The sequence below is a fragment of the Streptomyces neyagawaensis genome (assembly GCF_023516595.1).
GTDB classification, from domain to species: Bacteria; Actinomycetota; Actinomycetes; order Streptomycetales; family Streptomycetaceae; genus Streptomyces; species Streptomyces neyagawaensis.
Genome location: NZ_JAMGBG010000046.1, coordinates 1 through 23,714 on the forward strand (window position 1 = coordinate 1; position 23,714 = coordinate 23,714).

At 72.2% G+C, this 23,714-nt stretch carries 20 protein-coding genes; 13 read left to right on the forward strand and 7 right to left on the reverse strand.

From position 1 onward, the window contains the following. Both M8J73_RS20305 and M8J73_RS20310 read right to left on the reverse strand, forming a co-directional pair. On the reverse strand, positions 1–414 hold a 414-nt coding region (locus M8J73_RS20305), incomplete at its 3' end, for a transposase (RefSeq protein WP_249828936.1). A 149-nt stretch (positions 415–563) separates the two neighbouring features. Then, positions 564–1,889, reverse strand: a complete 1,326-nt coding sequence (locus M8J73_RS20310; protein WP_055543337.1) for an ABC transporter substrate-binding protein — start codon at positions 1,887–1,889, stop codon at positions 564–566. A 128-nt stretch (positions 1,890–2,017) separates the two neighbouring features. On the opposite strand from M8J73_RS20310, the gene M8J73_RS20315 reads away from it, so the two are divergent. Continuing rightward, positions 2,018–2,518: an SCO4402 family protein gene (locus M8J73_RS20315; RefSeq protein WP_055543336.1), complete on the forward strand. Its 501-nt coding sequence runs from the start codon at positions 2,018–2,020 to the stop codon at positions 2,516–2,518. 154 nt (positions 2,519–2,672) lie between these two features. Continuing rightward, complete coding sequence (gene purU / locus M8J73_RS20320; RefSeq protein WP_055543247.1) at positions 2,673–3,554, forward strand: formyltetrahydrofolate deformylase; 882 nt, start codon at positions 2,673–2,675, stop codon at positions 3,552–3,554. 53 nt (positions 3,555–3,607) lie between these two features. On the opposite strand, the gene M8J73_RS20325 is transcribed toward purU, so the two are convergent. Then, a complete protein-coding gene (locus M8J73_RS20325; protein WP_372503985.1) occupies positions 3,608–4,966 on the reverse strand; it encodes a zf-HC2 domain-containing protein in 1,359 nt (452 codons plus the stop codon). 944 nt (positions 4,967–5,910) lie between these two features. Beyond that, positions 5,911–6,492 carry a sigma-70 family RNA polymerase sigma factor gene (locus M8J73_RS20330; RefSeq protein WP_055542551.1) on the reverse strand — a complete coding sequence of 194 codons (582 nt, stop codon included), beginning with the start codon at positions 6,490–6,492 and terminating at the stop codon, positions 5,911–5,913. A gap of 549 nt (positions 6,493–7,041) precedes the next feature. Between M8J73_RS20330 and M8J73_RS20335 the strand changes: the two genes are divergently transcribed. Continuing rightward, entirely contained in the window at positions 7,042–7,446 is a 405-nt protein-coding gene (locus M8J73_RS20335) for an STAS domain-containing protein (protein ID WP_055542552.1), read from the forward strand. Positions 7,447–7,645: 199 nt separating this feature from the next. Continuing rightward, positions 7,646–8,158, forward strand: a complete 513-nt coding sequence (locus tag M8J73_RS20340; protein ID WP_055537087.1) for an EF-hand domain-containing protein — start codon at positions 7,646–7,648, stop codon at positions 8,156–8,158. Positions 8,159–8,261: 103 nt separating this feature from the next. On the opposite strand, the gene M8J73_RS20345 is transcribed toward M8J73_RS20340, so the two are convergent. Beyond that, a complete protein-coding gene (locus M8J73_RS20345; protein WP_055537086.1) occupies positions 8,262–9,758 on the reverse strand; it encodes a class I adenylate-forming enzyme family protein in 1,497 nt (498 codons plus the stop codon). A gap of 169 nt (positions 9,759–9,927) precedes the next feature. Here M8J73_RS20345 and M8J73_RS20350 point away from each other — a divergent pair, with 169 nt between their 5' ends. The 4 genes from M8J73_RS20350 (at position 9,928) to M8J73_RS20365 (ending at position 14,369) form a co-directional block, all read left to right on the forward strand. Then, complete coding sequence (locus M8J73_RS20350; protein ID WP_055537085.1) at positions 9,928–11,121, forward strand: amidohydrolase family protein; 1,194 nt, start codon at positions 9,928–9,930, stop codon at positions 11,119–11,121. Between the two features lie 16 nt (positions 11,122–11,137). Next, positions 11,138–12,268, forward strand: coding sequence for an acyl-CoA dehydrogenase family protein (locus M8J73_RS20355; protein WP_249828908.1), 1,131 nt, complete (start codon positions 11,138–11,140; stop codon positions 12,266–12,268). 184 nt (positions 12,269–12,452) lie between these two features. After that, a complete protein-coding gene (locus M8J73_RS20360) occupies positions 12,453–13,337 on the forward strand; it encodes an acyl-CoA dehydrogenase family protein (protein WP_249828909.1) in 885 nt (294 codons plus the stop codon). Positions 13,338–13,841: 504 nt separating this feature from the next. Next, a complete protein-coding gene (locus M8J73_RS20365; protein ID WP_206188033.1) occupies positions 13,842–14,369 on the forward strand; it encodes an ATP-binding protein in 528 nt (175 codons plus the stop codon). A gap of 676 nt (positions 14,370–15,045) precedes the next feature. On the opposite strand, the gene M8J73_RS20370 is transcribed toward M8J73_RS20365, so the two are convergent. Then, positions 15,046–15,978 carry a cyclase family protein gene (locus M8J73_RS20370; protein ID WP_055538576.1) on the reverse strand — a complete coding sequence of 311 codons (933 nt, stop codon included), beginning with the start codon at positions 15,976–15,978 and terminating at the stop codon, positions 15,046–15,048. A gap of 105 nt (positions 15,979–16,083) precedes the next feature. Here M8J73_RS20370 and M8J73_RS20375 point away from each other — a divergent pair, with 105 nt between their 5' ends. From M8J73_RS20375 to M8J73_RS20390, 4 genes are all read left to right on the forward strand, one after another. Further along, the gene (locus M8J73_RS20375; protein WP_249828910.1) at positions 16,084–17,004 is read left to right on the forward strand and encodes an SDR family NAD(P)-dependent oxidoreductase; all 921 of its coding nucleotides are present in this window, start codon (positions 16,084–16,086) and stop codon (positions 17,002–17,004) included. 298 nt (positions 17,005–17,302) lie between these two features. Beyond that, complete coding sequence (locus M8J73_RS20380; RefSeq protein WP_249828911.1) at positions 17,303–18,436, forward strand: acyl-CoA dehydrogenase family protein; 1,134 nt, start codon at positions 17,303–17,305, stop codon at positions 18,434–18,436. A gap of 64 nt (positions 18,437–18,500) precedes the next feature. Continuing rightward, on the forward strand, positions 18,501–19,550 hold the full coding sequence (locus tag M8J73_RS20385) for a Zn-dependent alcohol dehydrogenase (protein ID WP_055542830.1): 1,050 nt from the start codon (positions 18,501–18,503) through the stop codon (positions 19,548–19,550). A gap of 181 nt (positions 19,551–19,731) precedes the next feature. Beyond that, on the forward strand, positions 19,732–20,943 hold the full coding sequence (locus tag M8J73_RS20390) for a glycosyltransferase (protein WP_274757723.1): 1,212 nt from the start codon (positions 19,732–19,734) through the stop codon (positions 20,941–20,943). Between the two features lie 133 nt (positions 20,944–21,076). Here M8J73_RS20390 and M8J73_RS20395 read toward each other — a convergent pair whose 3' ends face one another. Then, on the reverse strand, positions 21,077–22,126 hold the full coding sequence (locus M8J73_RS20395; protein ID WP_055543265.1) for a GlxA family transcriptional regulator: 1,050 nt from the start codon (positions 22,124–22,126) through the stop codon (positions 21,077–21,079). A gap of 71 nt (positions 22,127–22,197) precedes the next feature. On the opposite strand from M8J73_RS20395, the gene M8J73_RS20400 reads away from it, so the two are divergent. Next, a complete protein-coding gene (locus tag M8J73_RS20400; protein ID WP_249828912.1) occupies positions 22,198–23,559 on the forward strand; it encodes an MFS transporter in 1,362 nt (453 codons plus the stop codon). Positions 23,560–23,714: the final 155 nt, after the last annotated feature.

The window sequence follows — 23,714 nt, forward strand, 5'->3', positions numbered from 1 at the left end:
GCCCTTGAGGACGCCGGTGGCCTTCACGACCTCGCGCACGGCCTCGAAGACGCGGTTCGGGCGGGCGGAACGGGCCAGCCGGCGGCGGAAGTAGGCCAGCAGCGACGGGTCGAAGGCCATGTCGTGAAGGCCCAGCCCGCATCCGGCCTTCCACCGCAGGTCGCACCGCAGTTCCTGGACCGTCTCGAAGTCCGACAGCCCGTGCAGGGCCTGCAAGGTGATCGCGGCGGCCAGGATCTGCGGCGGCATGCTCGGCCGTCCGTTCGCCGACGGATACATGTCCGCGAACATCTCAGCCGGAAACAGCTCGCCACGATGCTCGGCCAGAAACGCGAACACACTCCCGGCCGGGATCAGACCCCGGCACGTCTCCCACACGTCTGGCCCGACCGTCTCGCCGACCCACTCACCCATCGCCACAAGACGAGTCTGGCCCTGCCGCTGACGCGGCAGGGCCAGAACCCAAGATCTTCATGAGCCTTCTAGGCCGTGTCCGGCCTGACCGCTCCTGACGGGGTCCCCGCGTTCGCGTGGCGGCCGTCAGGAGGGCAGGCCCCGGCGGGTCACAGCTCCGCTTCGACGAGGGTCTTCTCGACGTTCACGAAGCCCTGGCGGGCGGCGACCAGGCGGCCCTTGCGGACCACCTGGAAGGTGACCTCCGGGTTGATCAGGCGGGGGAGGCCGGCGGCGGCGATCAGGTCCTCGAAGCGCCAGGTCAGCGGCGGGGTCAGCCCGCCCGTGGTGACCCTCATGCCGTTGTCGAGGGTGTTGCGGATCGCCTGGGCGGTGACCTCGCGGTCGCCGATCTTCTCGATGACGGACGTCAGCACGGTGTACGCGATCCAGGTGGTCTGCACCCCCGGGTCCGCCGGGTCGATCCGGTTGTCGTCGAAGGCGTGCTCGCGGATCACCTTCTTCATCCGGTCCCAGCGCTTGTCGGTCTCCACCGGGTACCAGCCGGTGACATACGTCCCCTCGTACGGCCCCGACCTGCCGCCGGTCGCGTCGACGAGGGACTGGTCGACGCTGCCGAGCACGGAGGCGGTGCGTACGGCGGGGTAGTCCTTGCGGTCCCGGCGGAACGAGTCCATGAACGTGGAGGTCCGGTCGCCGAGCGCGGGCACCACGCACCCCCGCTTCACCGGGTCGCCGGAGGCCCGCCGCAGCGCCTGCCGGGCATGCTCCGCGTACTCGGTCGCGTCCTCGGCGGCCAGCTGGTCCTCGGCCCCCCGGTGCCCCCCGGAGCGCAGCCCCGAGTTCAGCAGCAGCGGAAGCTGGTCCCCCGCTATGGAGTCGGGGCGGACGAGGGCCACGGGGCCGCAGGCGTGTGCGAGCTGCTCGCCGAGCCCGGCCATGAGCGCGGCCTGGCCGCCGTTGACCGGGTAGGACAGGGCGCTGGAGAACTCGTCGTCGGTCACGCCGTAGCCGCCGATGTAGGGGATGCCGGCGGACTCCAGCGGGGCGAGGAAGGAGCGGCCGTGCTGGCTGTAGGAGCCGACGACGGCGACGGCGTCCTCCTTCGCCGCGCGGCGGGCGCACCGCGCGGCGCCCACGGTGTCGTTGTGGTCGTTGCAGGTGAGGATGCGCAGCTCACGGCCGTTGATCCCGCCGCCCGCGTTGATCCAGCGGGCGTACGCCTTGGCCATGGCGGGCATGCCTGGCTTGTTGGTGGCGGCGGTCTTCTCCGGCGCCCAGGTCATGACGGTGATGGGGCCGTCCCCGGAATCCCCCGTGACGCCGGACACGACCCCGCACCCGGCGGCGAGCGACGCACACAGCGCCAGTGCGACGACTCTCGCGGTACCGGCCCGTTTCATCCCGGTACGGCGGGAATCGCCGGGACGGTTGGGCCTGGGACGGTCTACTGGGGTGCGTCGCCTGCCGGTCATGACTCCGCACGATTCCGCCACATCACCAACCCAGGCGTGACGATCGGTCAACGGAAGGTGACCGGGAGGTGAATTGCGGGAAGCTACGATCGTATTTTCGAGAGAGTGCAGAGAGGAACGCGGGAGCGATGACCGTCCAAGGTTCGGAGACCTCTTCCCGTCGTGGGCGTCGCTCATTCACCATGGGCGGCATGCCACTGAACGACATGCCTTGGTGGCGCTGGCGCAGCAATGTGCGCTCCGCGCTGCACATGCTCTCCGATCCGGTGTTCCAGCGGGACGTCTGGCTGGCCGGCGTCGACGGCTACGGTGACGTCACCGACGCCGTGTACCGCCTGGTCGAGGACACCTGGCTGGACAACTGGTCCGCCGAAAAGTACGTGGGCGCGATCTTCCGCGACGCCCAGGAGGCGGCGCTCGTCGACACCGCCGTGCTGCGTGTGCTGCGGATCATGCACCAGGTGGGGCCGGACGCCCCCGTCTCCGCGTACCTCGACCACCCGGCGTGGCCCGAGGCGGTCCGCGCGGCCCGGGAGGCCCATGTGCGCCTGACGGTGAGCGACGGCGAGGACCCGGACACACCGCCGCGCACGCTGGAGGTACTGCGGATCATGACGAGGGCGGCGTAGGGGCGGCAGCACGGGGTCGGCGTCGGGGCGGCCCGGGGTCGGCGTCGGGCGGTGCGGGGGTGGTGCGGGGCGCCGTCCGGACGGGGTCGTTCCGGTCGGTCCGGTCCTCGGGACGATTGCCGACATGGGGACGCCATATGCGACCCTGTCGGGCATGAACGCGCAGCCCACTCCCGCCGCGGCGCCCGCCGACCAGTACGTCCTCACCCTCTCCTGCCCCGACAAGCAGGGCATCGTGCACGCCGTGTCGAGCTACCTCTTCATGACCGGCTGCAACATCGAGGACAGCCAGCAGTTCGGCGACCACGACACGGGTCTGTTCTTCATGCGCGTCCACTTCTCGGCGGAGGCTCCGGTGACCCTGGACAAGCTCCGGGCGAGCTTCGCGGCGATCGGCGACTCCTTCCACATGGACTGGCAGATCAACCGCGCCGAGGACAAGATGCGCGTCGTCCTGATGGTCAGCAAGTTCGGGCACTGCCTGAACGACCTGCTGTTCCGCGCGCGGATCGGGGCACTGCCGGTCGAGATCGCGGCGGTCGTGTCCAACCACACGGACTTCGCCGAGCTGGTGGCCTCCTACGACATCCCCTTCCACCACATCCCGGTCACGAAGGACACCAAGGCCGACGCCGAGGCGCGGCTGCTGGAGCTCGTCCGGCAGGAGAAGGTCGAGCTGGTGGTGCTCGCCCGGTACATGCAGGTGCTGTCGGACGACCTCTGCAAGCAGCTCAGCGGGCGGATCATCAACATCCACCACTCGTTCCTGCCGAGCTTCAAGGGCGCGAAGCCGTACCACCAGGCGCACGCGCGGGGCGTGAAGCTGATCGGGGCGACGGCGCACTATGTCACCGCCGACCTCGACGAGGGGCCGATCATCGAGCAGGAGGTCGAGCGGGTCGGCCACGGGGTGACCCCCGAGGAGCTCGTCGCGGTCGGCCGGGACGTGGAGTGCCAGGCCCTGGCCCGCGCGGTCAAGTGGCACGCCGAGCGCCGCATCCTGATGAACGGCCGCCGGACGGTCGTGTTCGCCTAGCCGGAGGGCACGACGAAGTCGTGGGGCGGCCGCGGGGCATGCGGCCTACCCGGTCACATGCGGCTCATGGACGCCGCCGCGAAGAGGACGTCCCGGATGGCGTCGCGGTCGCCCATCTGCCCGGCCGCGGCCTCCTCGGGAGGGACGTGGCCCGCGGCGAGCCGGCAGAACTCGACGCCGTCCAGGGCGACATGCGCGACCTCGTGCTCGGCGGAGCCCACCGCGGCGGGGGAGTCCAGCGGGATGAGCCACTCGCCGCCACCGGAACCCTCGATCTCCAGACGGAGACTGCGTCCGGGCGCGCCGACCGACACGAGATGACGGCCCGCCGCGGGCGCCCGTGACGCGAGGCCCGTGCGCCGGCGCTCGGCCAGCACCAGGGGCAGCATCCGGGCCGCGAGATCGATCATCCCGTGCAGATGGCGTCCCGAGGGCGCCGCGTACGGGTAGTCCACCGCCTCCGCGATGTCCTCCGCGTGGATCCAGCACTCGAACGCCCGGTCGAGCATCGCGTCCCGCAGCGGCAGCTCGAACCCGCCGTACGAGACGACGAGCCGCCCGGAGCCCTCTGTCTCCTTCTCCTTGTGGCCGTCGGCGTCCTCGGCGCCGCCGCCCCTGAACGACGCCGTCCGCACGATGTCATGGCTCTGCTCCCGCCAGGGCCCGCGGATCGCGCGACCGGGCAGGAGGTGCGCGGCCTTCCAGTACGCCTCGGTGCGCGCGTCGGGAGTACGGCTGCCCGGGGCCGCCGCCAGCTGCTCCAGCGGGTCCTCCAGCCCCAGCGCGGTCGCCACGAGACCGTCGACGGTCAGCAGGTGCGCGATGACCCCGGCGACGGTCGTCCGCCGGGTCACCGGGCCCTCGCCCTCGAACCAGCGGAGCCGTACGGGCGCGTGCCAGTCGGCGTCGTCGATGTCCTGGAGCAGCGCGTCCAGCCGGGCCGCCTCCGCGTCGTACGGCGCCGCCCACGCCGGTACGGGGATACGGGGCGCACGGCGGTCCAGACAGCTCCGCAGGACCCGGGTGCGCAGGGACGGGTCGAGGTCGAGGCTCTCCGGCGGGTGCAGCAGGCCCACGGCCTCCCGCAGCCGCCGCGCCTCGTCCGCGCACCCGCCGCACACCCCGAGATGCTCCTCCACGGCCGCCGCCTCGTCCCCCGAACACACGGCCAACGCCCACGCCCCGAGTAACGCCCTCAACACCCGGTGCTCCAGCACGAGGGGGGAGGGCACGGGGGTGGGGGCCGCCGGTTCGCCGGACGAGGGGAGGGAGGGGCCGTCGGGCATGGTTGTCGGGGGTTGCTCGGGCGCGGTCGACGTCTCATCGGGTGCGCTGGAGGAGGCCGTCGGGTGGGGGGAGGCGTCTGGGGCGGGGGATGAGGTGTGCGGCGCGGTCGGCGGTTCTTCGGGCAGGGCGGAGGAGGCCGGCGACTCGTGGGACGGGGCCTGGGAGTCCGGGGACGCCGACGGGGCGCCGGGCGTGGCCCACGGTGATTCGGCGGCGGACTCGTCCTGGTCGTCGCGCGGCGGCGTCGGGTGCTCCTGGGGGAGCGCCGGCGGGGGCGTCCGCCGCGGGGCGGGGTCGGGCAGCGGCAGCCCCGTGTCCTCCACCGAGGAGCGCGGGAGCGGTATCCGGGGCGGCCACAATGGTGCGTCCTCCGCTCCGCTCCCCGACTCACGGCGCCCAACGGCCCCGATCGTGCCCTCGGCGCCGTTCAGCGGGTCGACGCCACGGCTCCCGGCTCCACGGACATCACTCTCGGTCCCGCCGCTGCCGTCCTGCGCGCCCTCGGCAGAGCCCTCGGGCGCACCGGTACCGCTGTCGGCCCCGCCGGTGCCGCCCCGCGAGCCCTCGGTACCGCTCACCGGCTCACCGTCGCCGCTCTCCAAGTCGCGCGCGTCACCGTCCGGTCCACGGGCGCCGCGCTCCCGCGCACAGGCACAGGTGCCACGCTCCGGCCCTACGTCGGCGGCGCGTCGCTCCTCGTCACCGGCCTTCGAGTAACCGGCCGCCGCGTCACCGGCCCCCGTACCGCTGGTCTCGGAACCCCCGGCCTCCGTACCGTCGGCACCCTCCGCCTCCGTGCCGTCGGCACCCTCCGCCTCCGCGCCGTCGGCACCCTCCGCCTCCGCGCCGTCGGCTGCGACGCCACCAGCGCTCGGTGCGCCCGCTGACCCCGTGGCCGCCGACATCTCCTCCGCGTCCTCCGGCTGTTCCAGGTCCTCCCAGGTTCCGTCGGCCTCGGTGTCTCCGGCTCCCCGGTCCTCTCCGCTCGCCCCCTCCGTCTGTCCCGGCACCGTCGGCTCCGTGTTCTCCGGCTCTTCCTCGTGCGCGCCGGAGGCGTTCGTCGCGTTGTTCACGCCGTGCCTCCGGGTTCGGGTGGGGTGCCGGAGGGGCCGGTGTCGTGGGCGGTGGCGAGGAGTTGGAGGCCGAGGCGGAGGCGGCGGCGGGCCTCGTCCTCGGTGACGCCCAGGTCGGCCGCGGTCCGCCGGTAGTCGCGGCGCTGGAAGTACGCCAGTTCGAGTGCGGTCCGCAACGGTGTGGGCATGGCCTGCACTATGTAGTCCGCGCGGGCGGCGACCGACGCCTGGTGGACCTTGCGCTCCAGTTCCTCGGCGCTGCCCTCGCCGCCCTGCGCGAGCGCGGCGGTCTCGGTGACCCGCAGCCGCTGCACGGCCAGCCGGTGGGTGAGCGCGGCGAGCCAGGAGCGCAGGGGGCCCTGCTTGGGGTCGTACGCCTCGGGGTTCTCCCAGATCCGGACGAAGACCTCGCGGGTGATGCCGTCGGCGGCCCGCTCGTCGTCCAGGACGCGGTGGGCGAGGCCGTGCACGAGCGACGCGAACCGGTCGTACAGCTCACCGAGCGCGGCCGCCTCGCCGCGCGTCAGCCGCTGCCGCATCCTGAGGTCCCACCGGGGCGGTGCGTCCTGCGTCGCCATACGGCCCCCTCACCCTGCTCTGGCCTGCGCCGTTCCTGTCGCGGGCCGTTCCGGCCGGCCCTTGGCCGAGCCGTCGTCCCGCACTGAGTCCCACCCGTGTGCACCGGAGTCCAGCCTGTTCTCCTGCCTGTGCGCACCGGTGTGTCCAGCCTGTGTGCATCGGGTTCTCGAATGTAGTCGGCACCGCTGACCGCGCACGCCCCTTTATGGCAATGTGCGCCCCTCGCGACGCCGAAGGTGGTAGAGGCCTCCTCCGCTGCGCTGTTCAGGCCGCCCACATGGGCGTCCACCGGTCCGCCGGGGTCCCGCGCGCCGTTTCCACGGCGCGAAAACGGCCACTCGGAACCGCACTTGTACCGATCTCAATCGCTTGTTGATCGGTTTTCGATCACTAACGACCGTACTCGATGTAAATCTCACCGAAAAGGCCCCTGAAATGGCTCGGTTGCCACGCGCTTTCGGCGGAGTACGGGTGTTTCATGGAACGACGGCGGGGCAGCCGCGCAGCAGGAAGCGGTGTATTGGCTTCCGGTTCGGCGACTGAGAGGCATCGCGGTGGAGTTCAAAGTGACCGACGGCGAGCAGGGTGAGTGGGCCGTGCTGCGGGTGTCGGGTGAGATGGATCTGGTGACCTCACCGGTGCTCCGTCAGCGGGTGCACGAGGCGGTGGCCGACGGTCGCCGCAGTCTCGTCCTCGACCTCTCGGGCGTCGTCTTCTGCGACTCCAGCGGGGTCGGTGTCCTCATCGCCACCCGCCGCCTCATGCGGTCCTGCCGGGGGCGGCTGAGGCTGATCCTCCCGCCCGACGGCAGGGCGGGCGGTCCGACGGAGGGCGCGCACGTCAACCGTGTCATGGCCGCCCTCGGCGTCCGCCGTCTCTTCGACGTCCACCCGGACGTCATGTCGGCCGTGGCACCGGAGCCCGAGGACGAGGCCGACGCCCTCTCGGCCTGATCACAGGCCCGCCCTCCCCATCCTCCCCCCGCACCCCTGTGTCCCGGGGGCCACACAGTTGTCCCGGAATTCCCGCAGTCTTGGTACAAGCGTCGCTTTCGCGCTCCGTACCGCCCGCGGACGTCGTACGCTCCGTGCGAGGAACACCGACAGGCATGGATCAAGCATTCCACTCGACGTAAGGCGGGCCCGAAAGAACATGGTCAGCAGCGAGTACGAGCGCCGGATCGCCGCCCGGTTCGCCACCTTCGACCAGGACGGCAACGGCTGGATCGACCGCGAGGACTTCATCGCGGCGAGCAAGGCGGTGCTCAACGAGTTCGGCACCCCCGCCCGTTCGGACAAGGGCCAGGCCCTGTACGGCGGCGCGGAGGCCTTCTGGCAGGGCATGGCCGGGATAGCGGACCGGGACGGCGACCAGCGCATCACCCGCGACGAGTTCGTCAACGGCGCGGTCAAGCGGCTGCGCGACAACCCCGAGCGGTTCGCCGAGATCGCCCGCCCCTTCCTGCACGCGGCCCTCGCCGTCGCGGACGCCGACGGGGACGGCTCGGCCACGGTCGACGAGACCGCCCGCATCCTCAAGGCCCTCGGCGTGCCCGAGCACATCGCCACCGCCACGGCCGCCGCCCTCGACACCAACGCCGACGGCAAGGTCGACGAGGTGGAGGTCGTGACCGCGTTCGCCCGCTACTTCACCGTGCCGGAGTGATCACCGAGGGGGCCTTGTCCGATCGGATCCGGTCCCGCGCGATCGGATCCGGTCCGGTCTGATCCGACCCGGTTCGTTCTGTTCGTGACCCCCTCCGGCCGGTTCACGCATAGCGTTCGCGCAGTTTGTACTTGAGGACCTTCCGCAGGGTCTCGTTGCGCGGCAGGGCGTCCACGATCTCCACCTGCTCCGGCAGTTTGTGGACGGAGAGCCCTTCCGCGCGCAGGTGCGACGTCACCGCCGCCAGGGTCAGCGCCTCGGCCTCAGGCGGTTGTTCCACGACCGCGCAGACCCGTTCCCCGCGTTCGGCGTCCGGCAGTCCGATCACCGCCACGTCCCGCACGGCCGGGTGGCGGTGCAGCAGGTCCTCGATCTCCTTGGCGGAGATGTTCTCGCCCTTGCGGATGATCACGTCCTTCAGTCGCCCGGTCAGCACCAGGTGCCCGCTGTCCGTCAGCCGGCCCAGGTCGCCCGTGACGAAGAACCCGTCCGCGTCGAACGCCGCCGCCGACTGCTCCGGATCCAGATAACCCCGGCAGACGGCCTCCCCCCTCAACCGCACCTCGCCGTCGACGATCCGTATCTCCATGCCCTCCGGCGGCCGCCCCTCCGTGGTCGCGAGGTTCTCCGCCGAGTCGTCCGGCGCCCCCATCGTGATCATCGGGACCTCCGTCATGCCGTACCCGTGGGTCAGCTGCACGCCCATCTCCCGTACGACGGCGTGGTACAGCTCGGGCGGCTTCGGCGCGCCACCGCCCGCGAGCAGCCGCAGCGAGGGGACGACCGGGACGCCCGGCTGCTTGCGCTGCTCGGCGAGGAACATCGAGTAGAACGCCGTCGACCCGCCCGCGACCGTCACCCCGTGCTTGCGGTAGCCCTCCAGCGCGGCCGGCAGCGCGAAGTGCTCGAACAGCACGGCCGGGAAGCCGTACAGCAGGAGCATCACCATGTAGTCGGGGCCGCCGATGTGCGCGTACGGGAAGGCGATCGAGCCCACGTCGTCGCTGGTCAGGCGGAGCGCGTGCGCGAGGCAGGAGCCGCCCGCGATGAGGGAGCGGTCCGTGTGGAGGACGCCCTTCGGGTCGGAGGTGGTGCCGGAGGTCCAGTAGATCCAGCGCACGGAGGTGCCGTCGGTCGGCGGGGCGGGCAGAACCGCCGGATCGCCGTCCGGGAGGGCGTCGTACGCCTCGAAGACCCCGCGGGCGCCCAGCCGCCGGGCCATCCCGGTGTGGTCGAACCCGCGCCACTCGCCGGGTACCGCGAAGAACTCCGCCTTCGACTCGCGGAGCGCGAAGCCGACCTCGCGGTCCCGGTAGAAGGGGATGACCGGGGACTGCACGGCGCCGAGGCGGGCCAGGGCGAAGGAGAGCAGGGCCGTCTCGATGCGCGTGGGCAGCTGCCAGGCGACGACCGTGCCGGGGCGTACACCCCTGTCGTACAGCCCGGCTGCCACCTGTTCGGCGCGGGAGCGCAGCTCGCCGAAGGTCAGGGTGCGGTCGTCCTGGAGGAGGACCGGCCGGTCGGGGGTGAGCGTGGCGCGGCGGTCGAGGAGTTCCCAGAGGGTGCGGGACGTGCCGAGCGCGTGGGCGGTTTCGTTCACAGCGGCCCCCTGCCTGGAGGACTCGTCCACAGAGCTGACGAGCTGTCAGATGGTGGGCAGAGCGTAGGCCGGGGCGCCTTGTCGGTCCAGGGGTGTGCCACTAACCTGCTCGACAAGGATCTGACGACCCATCAGATACTGGATGTCAGTGATATCGAGTGGGGGATCCATGACCGAACTGCCCCGCATCATCAGCGTCGACGACCATGTGATCGAGCCCGCGCACCTCTTCGAGACCTGGCTGCCGCAGAAGTACCGGGAGCGCGGCCCCCAGCCGCTGACCGCCGGCATCGGCGAGCTCGCCTATGTCGCCGGGAAGTACCAGATCACGATGGACCCCGAGGGCCAGCCGACCGACTGGTGGATCTACGAGGACCTGAAGTTCCCGTACAAGCGCAACATCGCGGCCGTCGGCTTCGACCGCGACGAGATGACCCTGGAGGGCATCACCCGCGAGGAGATGCGGCGCGGCTGCTGGGACCCCAAGGCGCGGCTGGCCGACATGGACCTCAACCACGTCGAGGCCTCCCTCTGCTTCCCCTCCTTCCCTCGCTTCTGCGGGCAGACCTTCGCCGAGGCGCACGACAAGGAGGTCGCCCTGGCCTGCGTGCGCGCCTACAACGACTGGATGGTCGAGGAGTGGTGCGGCGACAGCGGCGGCCGGCTGATCCCGCTGTGCCTGATCCCGCTGTGGGACATCGACCTGGCCGTCGCCGAGATCCGCCGCAACGCCGCCCGCGGCGTCCGGGCCGTCACCTTCTCCGAGATCCCCACCCACCTGGGACTGCCCTCCATCCACTCCGGCTACTGGGACCCGTTCTTCGCGGTGTGCCAGGACACCGGCACCGTCATCAACATGCACATCGGGTCCAGTTCCCAGATGCCGGCCGCCTCGCCCGACGCCCCGCCCGCCGTCCAGGCCTCGCTGTCCTTCAACAACGCGATGGCCTCGATGATGGACTTCCTCTTCAGCGGCGTCCTGGTGCGGTTCCCTCGGCTGAAACTCGCGTACAGCGAAGGCCAGATGGGCTGGATCCCGTACGCCCTGGAACGCGCCGACGACGTGTGGGAGGAGCACCGCGCCTGGGGCGGCGTCCGCGATCTGATCCCCGAGCCGCCGTCGACGTACTACTACCGGCAGATGTTCTGCTGCTTCTTCCGCGACAAGCACGGCGTCGCCTCGCTGGACGTCGTCGGCCGGGACAACGCGACCTTCGAGACCGACTACCCGCACGTCGACTCGACCTTCCCGCACACCAAGGAGGTCGCCCTCGACCACGTGAAGGGCCTCGACGACGAGACGGTCTACAAACTCATGCGCGGCAACGCGATCCGCATGCTCGACCTCGACCTCGACACGTGACGGGCGGCCCCCGGTCATGGATCTCACGTACAGCCCCGAGGAGGAGGAGTTCCGGGCCGGGCTGCGGGAGTGGCTGGCGAAGGTCCTGCCCACCCTGCCGCCGAAGCCGTCCCCCGACGACTGGCCCGCACGGCGCGCCTACGACCTCGGCTGGCAGCGGACGCTGTACGACGCCGGGTACGCCCACGTCCACTGGGACGCCTCCCCGACCGTACGACTGATCTTCCTGGAGGAGACCGAGAAGGCCGGCGCCCCCTATGTCGGCGCCAACTTCGTCGGACTGCTGCACGCGGGGCCCACCATCGCCGCCGAGGGCACCGCCGAGCAGCGGGCGCGCTGGCTGCCGCCCGTGCTGCGCGGCGAGGAGGTGTGGTGCCAGGGGTTCAGCGAACCGGACGCCGGATCCGACCTCGCGGCGCTGCGCACGCGCGCGTACCGCGACGGCGACGACTATGTGGTCACCGGGTCCAAGATCTGGACCTCCCACGCGGAGGTCGCCGACTGGTGCGAGCTGCTGGTGCGGACCGACCCGTCGGCGCCGAAGCACCGGGGCATCTCGTGGCTGGCCATGCCCATGGACGCGCCCGGTGTGACCGTACGGCCGCTGCGCACGCTCGCCGGGTCCACCGAGTTCGCCGAGGTGTTCCTCGACGAGGTCCGCGTCCCGGTCGTCAACCGGGTCGGCGAGGAGAACGACGGCTGGCGCGTGACCATGGTGACCCTGTCGTTCGAGCGCGGCACGGCCTTCGTGGGTGAAGTCGTCGCCTGTCGGCGGGTGTTGGGGGAGGTCGCGGAGGAGGCGCGGGCCAACGGGCGGTGGGACGACCCCGGGGTCCGGCGGCGGCTCGGACGGCTCAACGCCGAGTTCCGGACGCTGTGGCGGCTCACCCAGTGGAACGTCAGCGCGGCGGAGTCCTCCGGAGGGGTGCCGGGGGTGGGGGGTTCGGTCTTCAAGCTGAGGTACTCGCGGGCCCGGCAGGAGCTGTACGACGCGGCGGCGGAGGTGCTGGGGCCGGAGGGGGTCGATCTCGGGCGGGCGTGGGTGCTCGATCGGCTCAGTTCGTTGTCGTACACGATCGCGGCGGGGACGTCGGAGATTCAGCGGAACATCGTGGGTGAGCGGATTCTTGGGCTGCCGAAGGGGTGACGGTTTCGGCCGGGGCGCCTAGGGGGTGGGGGTGTGCGGTGGGTTGGCGGGTGCGGGTGGGGTGTGGCTGGTCGCGCAATTCCCCGCGCCCCTTGAAAGGCAGGGCTGCGCCCTGCTTTCGATGCGCAGTTCCCCGCGCCCCTGAAAGGCGTGGGTGTGCTCGGCTTTGACTGGGGGTCCCTGGATGCGGTTTCGACTTGATGAGCAGCAGCTTGACTTGAAGCGTGCTGTGCGAGGGTTGCTTGATCGGCGGTTCGGGCGGGACGCCTTGCGGGAGGGTGTCGACGCTCCTCGGGTCGATCGGGGGCTCTGGCGGGAGCTGGGGCGCGCCGGGTTCTTCTCGCTGCGCTTGCCGGAGGCTGAGGGTGGGGTCGGGCTGGGGTTGCCCGAGGCCGTGTTGGTGTTCGAGGAGGCGGGGCGTGCGCTGCTGCCCGGGCCGCTGGCGGCCACGCATCTCGCGGCGGGCGACGTGCCGGGGGCCGCGACCGGGGAGACCGTCGTGACCACCGTCGGGGGCGGGGGCCTGGTGGAGTGGCTGGACGCGGCCGACGTGGTGACGGGGGACGCGACCGGCGCGGTCCCGGTGCGGTCCGTCGACCCGTTGACGCCGCTGCACCGCGTCCCGGCGGGCTCGCGTACCGCCGAACCGGACGGCCTCCTCGTCCTGCTCACCGCCGCCGAGCAGCTCGGCACGGCGGTGCGGACCTGTGAGACGGCCGTGCAACACGCCCGGACGCGCGAGCAGTTCGGGCGGCCCATCGGCGCGTTCCAGGCGGTCAAGCACCTCTGCGCCGAACTGCTGGTCCGCGTGGAGGTCGCCAGGGCGGCCGTCTACGCGGCGGCCGTCACCGCCGACCCCGTGGACATCGCGGCGGCCCGGCTACTGGCCGACGAGGCGGCCGTGCGCGGAGCCCGCGACTGTCTCCAGGTCCATGGCGGTATGGGGTTCACCTGGGAGGCCGACGTACACCTGTGTCTGAAGCGGGCGTGGGTCCGGGCGGAACGTGGCGGATTGGTGACGGACAGTGAGGAAGTGTTGGCGGGTGAACTGTTGGTCGAGTCCCGCTGACCGCGTTGACCAGGGCTGCCGCGAAGTCCGTGGCGGCATCATGAGGGAATGTCGCGGAACGTGGCATACCGGAATTACCGAGCGTTGATACCGGGTTGTGTCCTAGGTGTGACTTGTCACGGCCTGGAGTCGGAGTCTTACTCCGGTACCTTCTGGGGGATGCGAGTGGTTCCGAGGCCCAGCCAGCCCGGTGTTGCCCCTGTGGCGACCCCGGACGCGGCGGTGCCCGCCGTTCGCGAAGTGGGCCGGAGGCGCGTCACTCCGGTCTGTTCGACTCCCCGCGATGAGCGTCGCACAGTATGCCCCAGGCGTACTCCTTCGCGCTGGAATATGCCCGAAGCGCTTGTTGGGGTGACTGTACGTCAACCATGCTGTCTAGTAAGGGGATCACGTTCCGTGATTCCGGTGCCGACGGCAGTGGAGTCGGCCGAGCAGAAGATGACCACGATCGTGGCCCCCGAGGGGCGTGCGGCGATGTGTCCGCCGGTTCGGATGGTGTGAGCGGTGCAGGTGCTTCAAGTGCAGCTGGAGATCCGGCCCGACCCCGCAGAAGTGGGTCGCGCCCGGAGATGGGCCCGTTCACGGCTCGCCGGGTCCGGGATAGGGGACGACGAGCCGCTGGGCGAGACGCTGATCCTGCTCGTCTCCGAGCTGGTCACCAACGCGGTCGTCCACACCGGGCGGCCGGCTGTGCTGCGTCTGCTGTTGTCCGGGCTCTGTGACGGCTCCGCCGGCACGGTCCGCCTGGAGGTCGCCGACACCAGCGCGTGCCCGCCGGCGCCCCGCTGCGCCGACGGCGACGAGACGGGCGGGCGCGGCCTCGCGCTCGTCGAGGGGCTCGCCGACCGGTGGGGCTGGAGCCACGAGGGCATCGGCAAACGCATCTGGTGCGAACTGGACCGCGCCACCCCCGGCCCGCCCGGAACGACCGGCGCGGGCGGCGTCGCGACCCCCACCGTGTACCCCTCGGGCCGCGCCGTCACGGGCGTGGCGGCGGTGTCCCGCGGCGGACTGGCGTACGGGGCGGTCTAGGGCCGGGCGGACTGCCGTAAGGGGCCGTCTGGGGCCGGGCGGACTGCCGTAAGGGGCCGTCTGGGGCCGGGCGGACTGCCGTAAGGGGCCGTCTGGGGCCGGGCGGATCGGCGTAAGGGGCCGTCTGGGGCCGGGCGGATCGGCGTAGGGGGCCCGTCCATGGTCGGGTGGACTGGGGTACCGGGCGGGTGATCCAGGTCAGGCCCGGGCGGGGCGGGGTGGTTCCCGTCCCGCTGTGTGTCTCCCCCTGTGCGCGCATCTGCCAGGTGGCGCGGATCTGCCAGGTGGCGCGCATCCCTGGCCCGGCGGGCGCCCGGCGTGCGCCTCCGTGTCGCATGCGCCTGCGCGCCGAAGCACGGCATCGGCCCCCTTGGCTCGCGGTGACGGCTGTGTGCGCCGGGGGTGCTCCCGTACGCGGCGCCGGGACCCAGGTCCTGAGGGGCAAATCCCCGAACGGGTGTTGACGTGTCGTGTCCGTTTGATCACGCTTGTGGTCATCGATTCGCCGCGAGGGGACGACGAGGGCTTCGGTGACGGGAGTCCTCGGCGAGTGTGGGTCGTGTTTCGGCGTCGGCTCGAAAGGGCCCGGGGAGCGGGGCGGGTACGCCGAGGCCGGATGGCGGCGCGCGGTGCCGAGCTCGGGGCGGGCAGCGGCGCGCCGCCCACCGACCCTCTCTCACAGCACCGCCACCGGGGCCACCGGTGTGCCCGTACCACCGACGAACGGCTCCGGCATCGCCGACAGCAGGAAGTCGTACCGGCCGACTTCTCCACAGGCTGTGGACAACTCCTCAAGATTCCAGTTCTGGCCCTGTGGCATCCCCATCTCGACCAGGTGCAGCGCGTGCACCGGGAGCCAGAGGCCCTCGATCTCCGGTGGGAAGATCTCGAAGGTCATCGTGTCGTTGGCGACGGCGGCGACGTCCCGCGCGTGGAACCACTCCGGGGTACGGATCGACAGCCCCGGTGACGGGAACGCGTACCCGTGCTTGTCGCCCGCGAGGTACGCCTGGACCTGTCCGGTGCGCACGAGGACGATGTCGCCCGCGCGGACCCGCACCCCGGCCGACTCCTCCGCCACGTCCAGGTCCTCCGGGGTGACCGCGTGGCCGCCGGGCAGCCGACCGGTGTCGAGGCCCAGTGCGCGCGGGATGTCGAGGAGCACGCCGCGCGAGACGATGTGGCGGGCCTTGTCGATGCCGGCGAACGCGGCCCCCGTGTGCGGGGTGATCGTGTCGGCCGGGCGACCGTTGTAGACGCGGCCCGAGTGGGAGACATGGGTCAGGGCGTCCCAGTGGGTGCCCGCCTGAAGGCCCATCGTCACGGCGTCGTCGCTGCACGCGACCGTGCCCGGCCCGAAGATCTCCTGGTTGATCTGCACCATGACGTGCAGCGGATTGACCCGGCCCGGGATCATCCCCGTCTGCACACCGTCCTGCCGGAGGGGCAGCGCGAGCGGGACGCGGCGACCGGAACGCACCAAGCCGGCGGCCTCGCGGACCACGTCGTCGGTGATCAGGTTGAGCGTGCCGATCTCGTCGTCCGCCCCCCAGCGGCCCCAGTTGTTCACGCGCTTGGCGATCTCGTGGAACTCCGTGGGCAGTGACATCGGCCCTCCCCGGGGCTTGTGTCGGTGTATCTGACGGGTCGTAGAATCGGCGTGCGAGCAGATCTAACGGTCCGTCAGAAACCGCGATGAGGGGAAGGGGCCGGGGTGGGAAACTTCTTGGCAGGCAAGGTCGTCGCCGTCACGGGCGCGGGACGGGGGATCGGCCGCGCGGTCGCCCTCGCCGCGGCGGCGGAGGGCGCGCGGGTCGTCGTCAACGACTACGGCGTGTCCGTCGACGGCTCCGAACCGACCAGCTCCGTCGCCGAGACCGTCGTCAAGGAGATCGAGGCGGCCGGGGGCGAGGCACTCGCCGTCGCCGACGACATCTCCACGATGGCCGGAGGGCAGCGGGTCGTGGACGCGGCGGTCGCCGCGTACGGGCGGATCGACGGGGTGGTGTGCGTCGCCGGGATCCTGCGGGAACGGATGCTGTTCAACATGTCCGAGGAGGAGTGGGACCCGGTGGTCGCCACGCATCTGAAGGGCACGTTCACGGTGTTCCGGGCGGCGTCGGCGGTGATGCGGAAGCAGCGGGCCGGGACGTTGATCGGGTTCACCAGCGGCAATCACCAGGGGTCCGTGTCGCAGGCCAACTACAGCGCGGCCAAGGGCGGGATCATCTCGCTGGTGCGGAGCGCGGCGCTCGGGCTGCACCGGTACGGGGTGACCGCGAACGCGGTCGCGCCGGTCGCGCGGACGCGGATGTCCGCGGGGGTGCCGGTGGAGTTGACCGACATCGGTGAGCCGGAGGATGTGGCCGCGTTCGTGGTGTACCTGCTGTCCGAGCGGGCCCGGGAGGAGCGGATCACCGGGCAGGTGTACACGGTGGCCGGGCCGAGGATCGCGGTGTGGGCCCAGCCGAGGGAACTGCGTTCGGCCTGGGCGGAGGGGGGGTGGACGCCGGAGCGGATCGCCGAGGTGTTGCCCGGGGTGGTGGGGGTGGATCCGATGCCGATGCTGGCCCGGGTGGAGGAGATGGCGCGGGCCGCGGCGGCGGGGGCGCGGCCGAACGAGGGCGCCTCATAGCTCGGGACCGGGGGTTGTCGGGCGGCTGCGGGTGGAGTGTGGCTGGTCGCGCAGTTCCCCGCGCCGCTGGGGTGGTGGGGGTGTGGGTTGTTCGGTTTGTGCGGGTGGGTCGTGGCTTCTCGCGCAGTTCCCCGCGCCCCTGAGGGGTGGGGGTTTGCGTTGGTTGGTTCGTGCGGGTGGGTTGTGGCTGGTCGCGCAGTTCCTCGCGCCCCTGAGCGGAGTGGGGGTGCGGCTTTGATGTCGGTTGTTCTGCCTGGGTGACAACGGTTCGTGCGGTCGACCGGAGGCGGTGTGGGGCGTGGACTTTGGGGTGGAGGACGGGGCGTTTCGGGCGGAGGTGCGGGCTTGGCTCGCGGAGCATGCCGGGGCGGCCGGGGACCGGCGGGACTGGGAGCGGGCGCTCGGGGCCGACGGGTGGATCGGGCTCGGGTGGGCGGAGGGCGGGTACGGGAACCGGACGGCCACGCTCGTGCAGCAGGTCGTGTGGGCCGAGGAGTACGCGCGTGCCGGCGTGCCCCCCAGGTCGGGGCACATCGGGGAGAAGCTGCTCGCCCCCACCCTGATCGCCTTCGGGACACGTGAGCAGAAGGAGCGGTTCCTGCCGCCGATCGCCCGCGGCGAGGAGCTGTGGTGCCAGGGCTACAGCGAGCCCGGTGCCGGCTCCGACCTCGCGGCCGTCCGCACCAGGGCCGAGCGCCGCCCGGACGGGACGTACACCGTCACCGGGCAGAAGATCTGGACCTCGCTCGCCCATGAGGCGGACTGGTGCTTCGTGCTGGCGCGCACCGAACCCGGGTCGCGGCGGCACCACGGACTGTCGTTCCTGCTCGTCCCCATGGCGCAGCCGGGCCGCGTCGAGGTGCGGCCGATCCGGCAGATGACCGGCACGAGCGAGTTCAACGAGGTGTTCTTCGACGGGGCGCGCGCGACCCATGTCGTCGGCGGCGAGGGCGACGGCTGGCGGGTCGCCATGGGTCTCCTCGGCTTCGAGCGCGGCGTGTCGACGCTCGCCCAGCAGATCGGGTTCGCGGAGGAGCTGCGCGACGTCGTACGGGCCGCCGTGGCGAGCGGCGCCGCCGACGACCCCGTCGTACGGGAGCGGCTCGTGCGGCAGTGGGCCGAACTGCGGGTGATGCGGTGGAACGCCCTGCGGACGCTGGGCGGTTCGGAGGAGCCGGGCGCGCCGAGCGTGGCCAAGCTGCTGTGGGGGCGGTGGCATCAGCGGCTCGGCGAGCTGGCGATGGAGGTACGGGGCGCGGGGGCGGCGGTGGGGCCCGTGGAGTGGTCGCCGCGAACGCCGTACGAACTCGACCCGCTTCAGCACCTGTTCCTGTTCAGCCGGGCCGACACCATCTACGGCGGTTCGGACGAGGTGCAGCGCACGATCATCGCCGAGCGGGTGCTCGGTCTGCCGAGGGAACCGAGGGGTTGAGGGACGTGACGACGGTACGGAGGGCGAGGGTCGGCCTGTCGACGGTGGGTCGGGGGGTGTCGGCGTGAGAGGCGTCGTGTTCGACGGGAAGCGGGTCGAGGTCGTCGACGATCTCGACGTCCGTGAGCCGGGGCCCGGCGAGGTGCGGGTCGCGGTCGCGGCGGCCGGGCTCTGCCACAGCGATCTGTCGGTGGTGGACGGGACGATCCCGTTCCCGGCGCCGGTCGTGCTCGGGCACGAGGGCGCGGGCGTCGTCGACGCGGTGGGCGCGGGCGTCACCCATGTCCGGCCTGGTGACCATGTGGCGCTGTCCACCCTCGCCAACTGCGGGACCTGCACCGACTGCGACCGGGGACGGCCCACCATGTGCCGTCGCGCGATCGGGCGCCCGGAGCGGCCGTTCACCCGTGGTGAGGAGCCGGTGTTCCAGTTCGCCGCCAACTCCGCCTTCGCCGAACGGACGGTCGTCAAGGCCGTGCAGGCCGTGCGGATACCGGACGACATTCCGCTGACGTCCGCCGCGTTGATCGGGTGCGGCGTACTGACCGGCGTCGGCGCCGTCCTCAACCGGGCGCGCGTCGACCGGGGCGAGAGCGTACTCGTCATCGGGGCCGGTGGCATCGGGCTCAACGTCATCCAGGGGGCGCGCCTCGCGGGCGCGACCCGGATCGTCGCGGTCGACGCCAACCCGGAGAAGGAGGCCGTGGCCCGGCAGTTCGGTGCCACGCACTTCCTCACCTCTGCCGAAGACGCGCGGGAGGTCGTTCCGACCGGCGTCGACCACGCCTTCGAGTGCGTCGGCCGCGTCGAACTCATCCGCCAGGCGATCGATCTGCTGGACCGGCGGGGACAGGCGGTGCTGCTGGGCGTACCGGCGGCCACGGCCGAGGCGTCCTTCCGGGTCTCCTCCCTCTACCTGGACAAGGCGATCCTGGGCTGCCGCTACGGATCGTCCCGCCCCCAGCGGGACATCGCGCTCTACGCCGAGCTGTACCGCGAAGGGCGGCTGCTGCTCGACGAGCTGGTGACCGCCACGTACCCGGTGGAGGACTTCACGAAGGCGGCCCAGGACGCGGCGGAGGGGAGGGTCGCCCGGGCGGTGCTCACGTTCTGAGCCGGGGGAGGGAGCCGTGGGCGCGCGGCTGAGCGCCGGGGCGCAAACACAAAGGCAAGGAGTCACCGAACTCCTTGCCGTGCTCAACTTATAGCGCACGGGGGGTCTTGCGGCAAGGGCCCGGTCGTACCGCAGAATCACCGACCTGAGCGGGATTTCGGCGGAGATCGGGAGTGGTGGAGTGCGCGTTGTGCTGTCGACCTACGGGTCGCGGGGGGACATCCAGCCGATGGCGGGACTGGCCGCGAGTCTGCGGGAGTCAGGAGCCGAGGTACGGGTGTGCGGCCCGTCGGACGAGGAGTTCGGGAAGCTGCTCGCCGGGATCGGCGTGGAGATGGTGCCGTACGGGCCGTCGGCGCGGGCGCTGACCAAGGCGGCGCCGCCCGCCTCGACGGTCCCCGAGCGTGCCGCACAGGTGATCGCCAGCCAGTTCGAGGTGATCGCCGCGGCGGCCGAGGGCTGGGACGTCCTCGTGGCGACCGGCATGATCCCGGCCGCGGCCGGTGCGCGCTCGGTGGCCGAGAGACTCGGCATCCCCTCGGTGTCCGTGACCTTCCAGCAGCTCACGCTGCCGTCGCCGCAGCGCCCGCCGCTGGCGTACCCGGGGCATCCGCTGCCGCCGGACGTGACCGACAACCGGGCGCTGTGGGACCTCGACGCCGAGGCCATCGACGCGCTGTTCGGGGAGGCGCTGAACACCCACCGGGCCGCGGCCGGGCTGCCCCCGGTGGACGGTGTCCGTGACCATGTCGTCGGCGACCGGCCGTGGCTGGCGACGGACCCGGTCCTCGACCCGCCGACGGAGATGCCGGACTTCGACGTCGTCCAGACCGGTGCGTGGTTCCTGCCCGACGAACGGCCTTTGCCGGACGAGCTGTCGGCGTTCCTGGACGCCGGCGACCCCCCGGTCTACGTGGGCTTCGGCAGCATGCCCATGCATGCCTCGCGGGACGTCGCCCGGATCGCCGTCGACGCGGTGCGGGCGCAGGGCCGCCGGGTGCTCGTCGGGCGCGGCTGGGCCGATCTCGCCCTGATCGACGAGCGGGACGACTGCCTCGCCGTCGGCGAGGTCAACCACCAGGCGCTGTTCGGTCGGGTGGCCGCCGTCGTCCACCACGGAGGCGCCGGCACCACGACCACGGCCGCCCGGTGCGGCGCGCCCCAGGTCGTCGTACCGCAGCTGGCGGACCAGCCGTACTGGGCGGGCCGGGTGGCGGCCCTCGGTATCGGCGCGGCCCACGACGGCCCCGTCCCGACCTACGCGTCCCTGTCGGCCGCGCTGGAGGTGGCGCTCGCCCCGGAGACGGGGGAGCGGGCGGGGGAGGTTGCCGCCACGGTCCGCACCGACGGGACGGAGGTGGCCGCGAAGCTGCTGCTCGACGGGGTCGGGTGACGGCGGGCGGGTGACGGCGGGCGGGTGACGCGGACGGGTGACGGCGGGCGGGTGACGCGGACGGGCGCCGCCGCAGCCGCGGTCACGGCTGTCGCGAGGAGCCGCGGTCAGGGCCGTCGCCGAGCGGTTGCGGTCAGGGCTGTCGCTGAGGGGCCGCCGGTGTCGCTTCGCCCGAGCGGAACGTGCGCCGGTACGCCGTCGGGGTCACCCCCAGGGCGCCCTGGAGGTGCTGGCGCATCGACTGGGCGGTGCCGAACCCCGCGTCGTGGGCGATCTGGTCGATGGACAGGTCGGTGGACTCCAGGAGGTGGCGGGCCCGTTCGACGCGCTGCCGGGTCAGCCACTGGCCGGGGCTGACCCCGACCTCCTCCCGGAAGCGGCGCGTGAACGTACGCACCGACATGGCCTCCTGCCGGGCCATGTCCCGCAGCTGGATCGGCTCGTGGAGGCGGGCGAGGGCCCAGGCGCGGGCGGCGGTCGTCCCGGCGGTCTGCTGCTCCGGCAGGGGCCGCTGGATGTACTGGGCCTGACCGCCGTCGCGGTGCGGCGGCACCACCGTGCGGCGGGCCACGTCGTTGGCGACGGCGGTGCCGTGGTCGCGCCGGACGAGATGCAGGCAGAGATCGATGCCGGCGGCGACGCCCGCCGAGGTGAGGACGTCGCCGTCGTCGACGAACAGCACGTCGGCGTCCACCCGCACCTTGGGGAACAGCCGCTGGAAGTGCTCGGCGTGGTACCAGTGCGTGGTCGCCGGGCGGCCGTCGAGGAAGCCGGCTGCGGCCAGGACGTAGCCGCCGGTGCAGATGGAGACGAGCCGGGTGCCGGGGCGGATGTGGGCGAGGGCGGCGGCCAGTTCCGGGGTGAGGACGCCGTCCTCGTAGACCGGGCCCAGCTCGTGCGAGGCGGGCACCACCACGGTGTCCGCGGTCGCCAGGGCCTCCGGTCCGTTCGGGACGAGGACGGCGAAGTCGGCGTCCGTCTCCACCGGTCCCGGTGGCCGGATCGAGCAGGTGACGATGTCGTACAGGCGGCGGCCGTCCGCTCCCCGCGCCTTGCCGAAGATGCGCTGCGGGATCCCCAGCTCGAACGGCAGCAGCCCGTCCATGGCGAGGACGACGACACGGTGCCGGGCGCCGGGCGGGGCGGGCGTGCGGGCGGGCTTGCGGGCGGACTCCGGGTTCATGGCCCGATCCTAACGAACGCTGTCCTTCGGGCCACTCGTTCCGGAAGATCGCAGGTCCGAAGCTTGTCCGCATGACGCAGAGAGCCGACGACGCACCCGCGCTCGCCCGCACCACCACCGATCAGCAGCCCCACGATCCCCGCCCCGCGAAATCCCCCCGGGTGCACCGCGCCTGGTTCGTCGCGGCCGTCACCTTCGTGACGATCATCGGCGCGGCGGCCTTCCGCTCCCTGCCGGGTCTGCTGATCGACCCGCTGCACGACGAGTTCCACTGGTCCCGCGGCACCATCGCGTCCGCCGTGTCGATCAACCTGGCGCTGTACGGGCTGACGGCGCCGTTCGCCGCCGCGCTGATGGACCGCTTCGGCATCCGCCGGGTGGTCGCGGTGGCCCTTACGGTGATCGCGGTCGGCGCCGGTTCGACGGTGTGGATGACCTCGGCCTGGCAGCTGATGCTCTGCTGGGGCCTGCTCGTGGGGCTCGGCTCCGGCTCGATGGCGCTGGCGTTCGCGGCGACGGTCACCAACCGCTGGTTCACCGAGCGGCGCGGCCTCGTCTCGGGCATCCTGACCGCCGCCTCGGCCTCCGGGCAGCTGATCTTCCTGCCGCTGCTGTCCTGGATCGTCTCGGAACACGACTGGCGGCCCGCCGCCGTCACCGTGGCCCTCGCCGCCCTGGCCGTCGTCCCCTTCGTCTGGCTGCTGCTGCGCGACCACCCGGCGGACTCGGGGCTGAAGCCGTACGGGGCGAAGGAGTTCGTACCCAAGCCGGCGCCCGTGCCGGGGGCGGCGCGCAGGACGATCCGGGTCCTCCTCTCGGCGGTGCGGACCGGGCCGTTCTGGCTGCTCGCCGGCACCTTCGCGATCTGCGGTGCCTCCACGAACGGCCTCATCCAGACCCACTTCGTGCCCGCCGCCCACGACCACCACATGCCCATCACCGCGGCGGCCTCCCTGCTGGCCGTCATCGGCGTCTTCGACGTCGTCGGCACGATCGCCTCGGGCTGGCTCACGGACCGCTACGAGCCGCGGCGGCTGCTGGCCGTGTACTACGCGTTCCGCGGCCTCTCCCTCCTCTTCCTGCCGCATCTGCTGGGCCCCTCCGTACACCTTCCGATGATCTTCTTCATCGTCTTCTACGGCCTCGACTGGGTCGCCACCGTCCCGCCCACCATGGCCCTGTGCCGTGAGCACTACGGCGACGACAGCGCCATCGTCTTCGGCTGGGTCCTCGCCTCCCACCAGGTCGGCGCCGCCCTCGTCGCCTTCCTCGGCGGCCTCGCCCGCGACACCTTCGGCGAGTACGACGTCGTCTGGTACGCCTCCGGGGCGCTGTGCGCGGTGGCGGCGCTGATGGCGCTGGTCATCCGGCGCCGACGGCCGACCCCGTCGGCGACCACCGGCAGCGGGGGCGTGGCGGTGGCCGGGGCCTGACGTACGGCGGCTCCGGGGCGGAACCCGTCCTGCGGCGATTCCGGGCGGAACCCGTCCTGCGGCGATTCCGGACGGGGCGGGCGCGACCGTTTCGGGGTGGGGCGGGCGCAACCGTTTCGGGGCGGGCACACTCCCTTTAGGCGGGGAGGGTGCTG

Bases quoted from the DNA above. Each gene is read 5' to 3' on its own strand.
- M8J73_RS20310 (WP_055543337.1), bottom strand. From the start codon at position 1,889: ATGACCGGCAGGCGACGCACCCCAGTAGACCGTCCCAGGCCCAACCGT.
- M8J73_RS20315 (WP_055543336.1), top strand. From the start codon at position 2,018: ATGACCGTCCAAGGTTCGGAGACCTCTTCCCGTCGTGGGCGTCGCTCA.
- purU (WP_055543247.1), top strand. From the start codon at position 2,673: ATGAACGCGCAGCCCACTCCCGCCGCGGCGCCCGCCGACCAGTACGTC.
- M8J73_RS20330 (WP_055542551.1), bottom strand. From the start codon at position 6,492: ATGGCGACGCAGGACGCACCGCCCCGGTGGGACCTCAGGATGCGGCAG.
- M8J73_RS20340 (WP_055537087.1), top strand. From the start codon at position 7,646: ATGGTCAGCAGCGAGTACGAGCGCCGGATCGCCGCCCGGTTCGCCACC.
- M8J73_RS20350 (WP_055537085.1), top strand. From the start codon at position 9,928: ATGACCGAACTGCCCCGCATCATCAGCGTCGACGACCATGTGATCGAG.
- M8J73_RS20355 (WP_249828908.1), top strand. From the start codon at position 11,138: ATGGATCTCACGTACAGCCCCGAGGAGGAGGAGTTCCGGGCCGGGCTG.
- M8J73_RS20360 (WP_249828909.1), top strand. From the start codon at position 12,453: ATGCGGTTTCGACTTGATGAGCAGCAGCTTGACTTGAAGCGTGCTGTG.
- M8J73_RS20370 (WP_055538576.1), bottom strand. From the start codon at position 15,978: ATGTCACTGCCCACGGAGTTCCACGAGATCGCCAAGCGCGTGAACAAC.
- M8J73_RS20395 (WP_055543265.1), bottom strand. From the start codon at position 22,126: ATGAACCCGGAGTCCGCCCGCAAGCCCGCCCGCACGCCCGCCCCGCCC.
- M8J73_RS20400 (WP_249828912.1), top strand. From the start codon at position 22,198: ATGACGCAGAGAGCCGACGACGCACCCGCGCTCGCCCGCACCACCACC.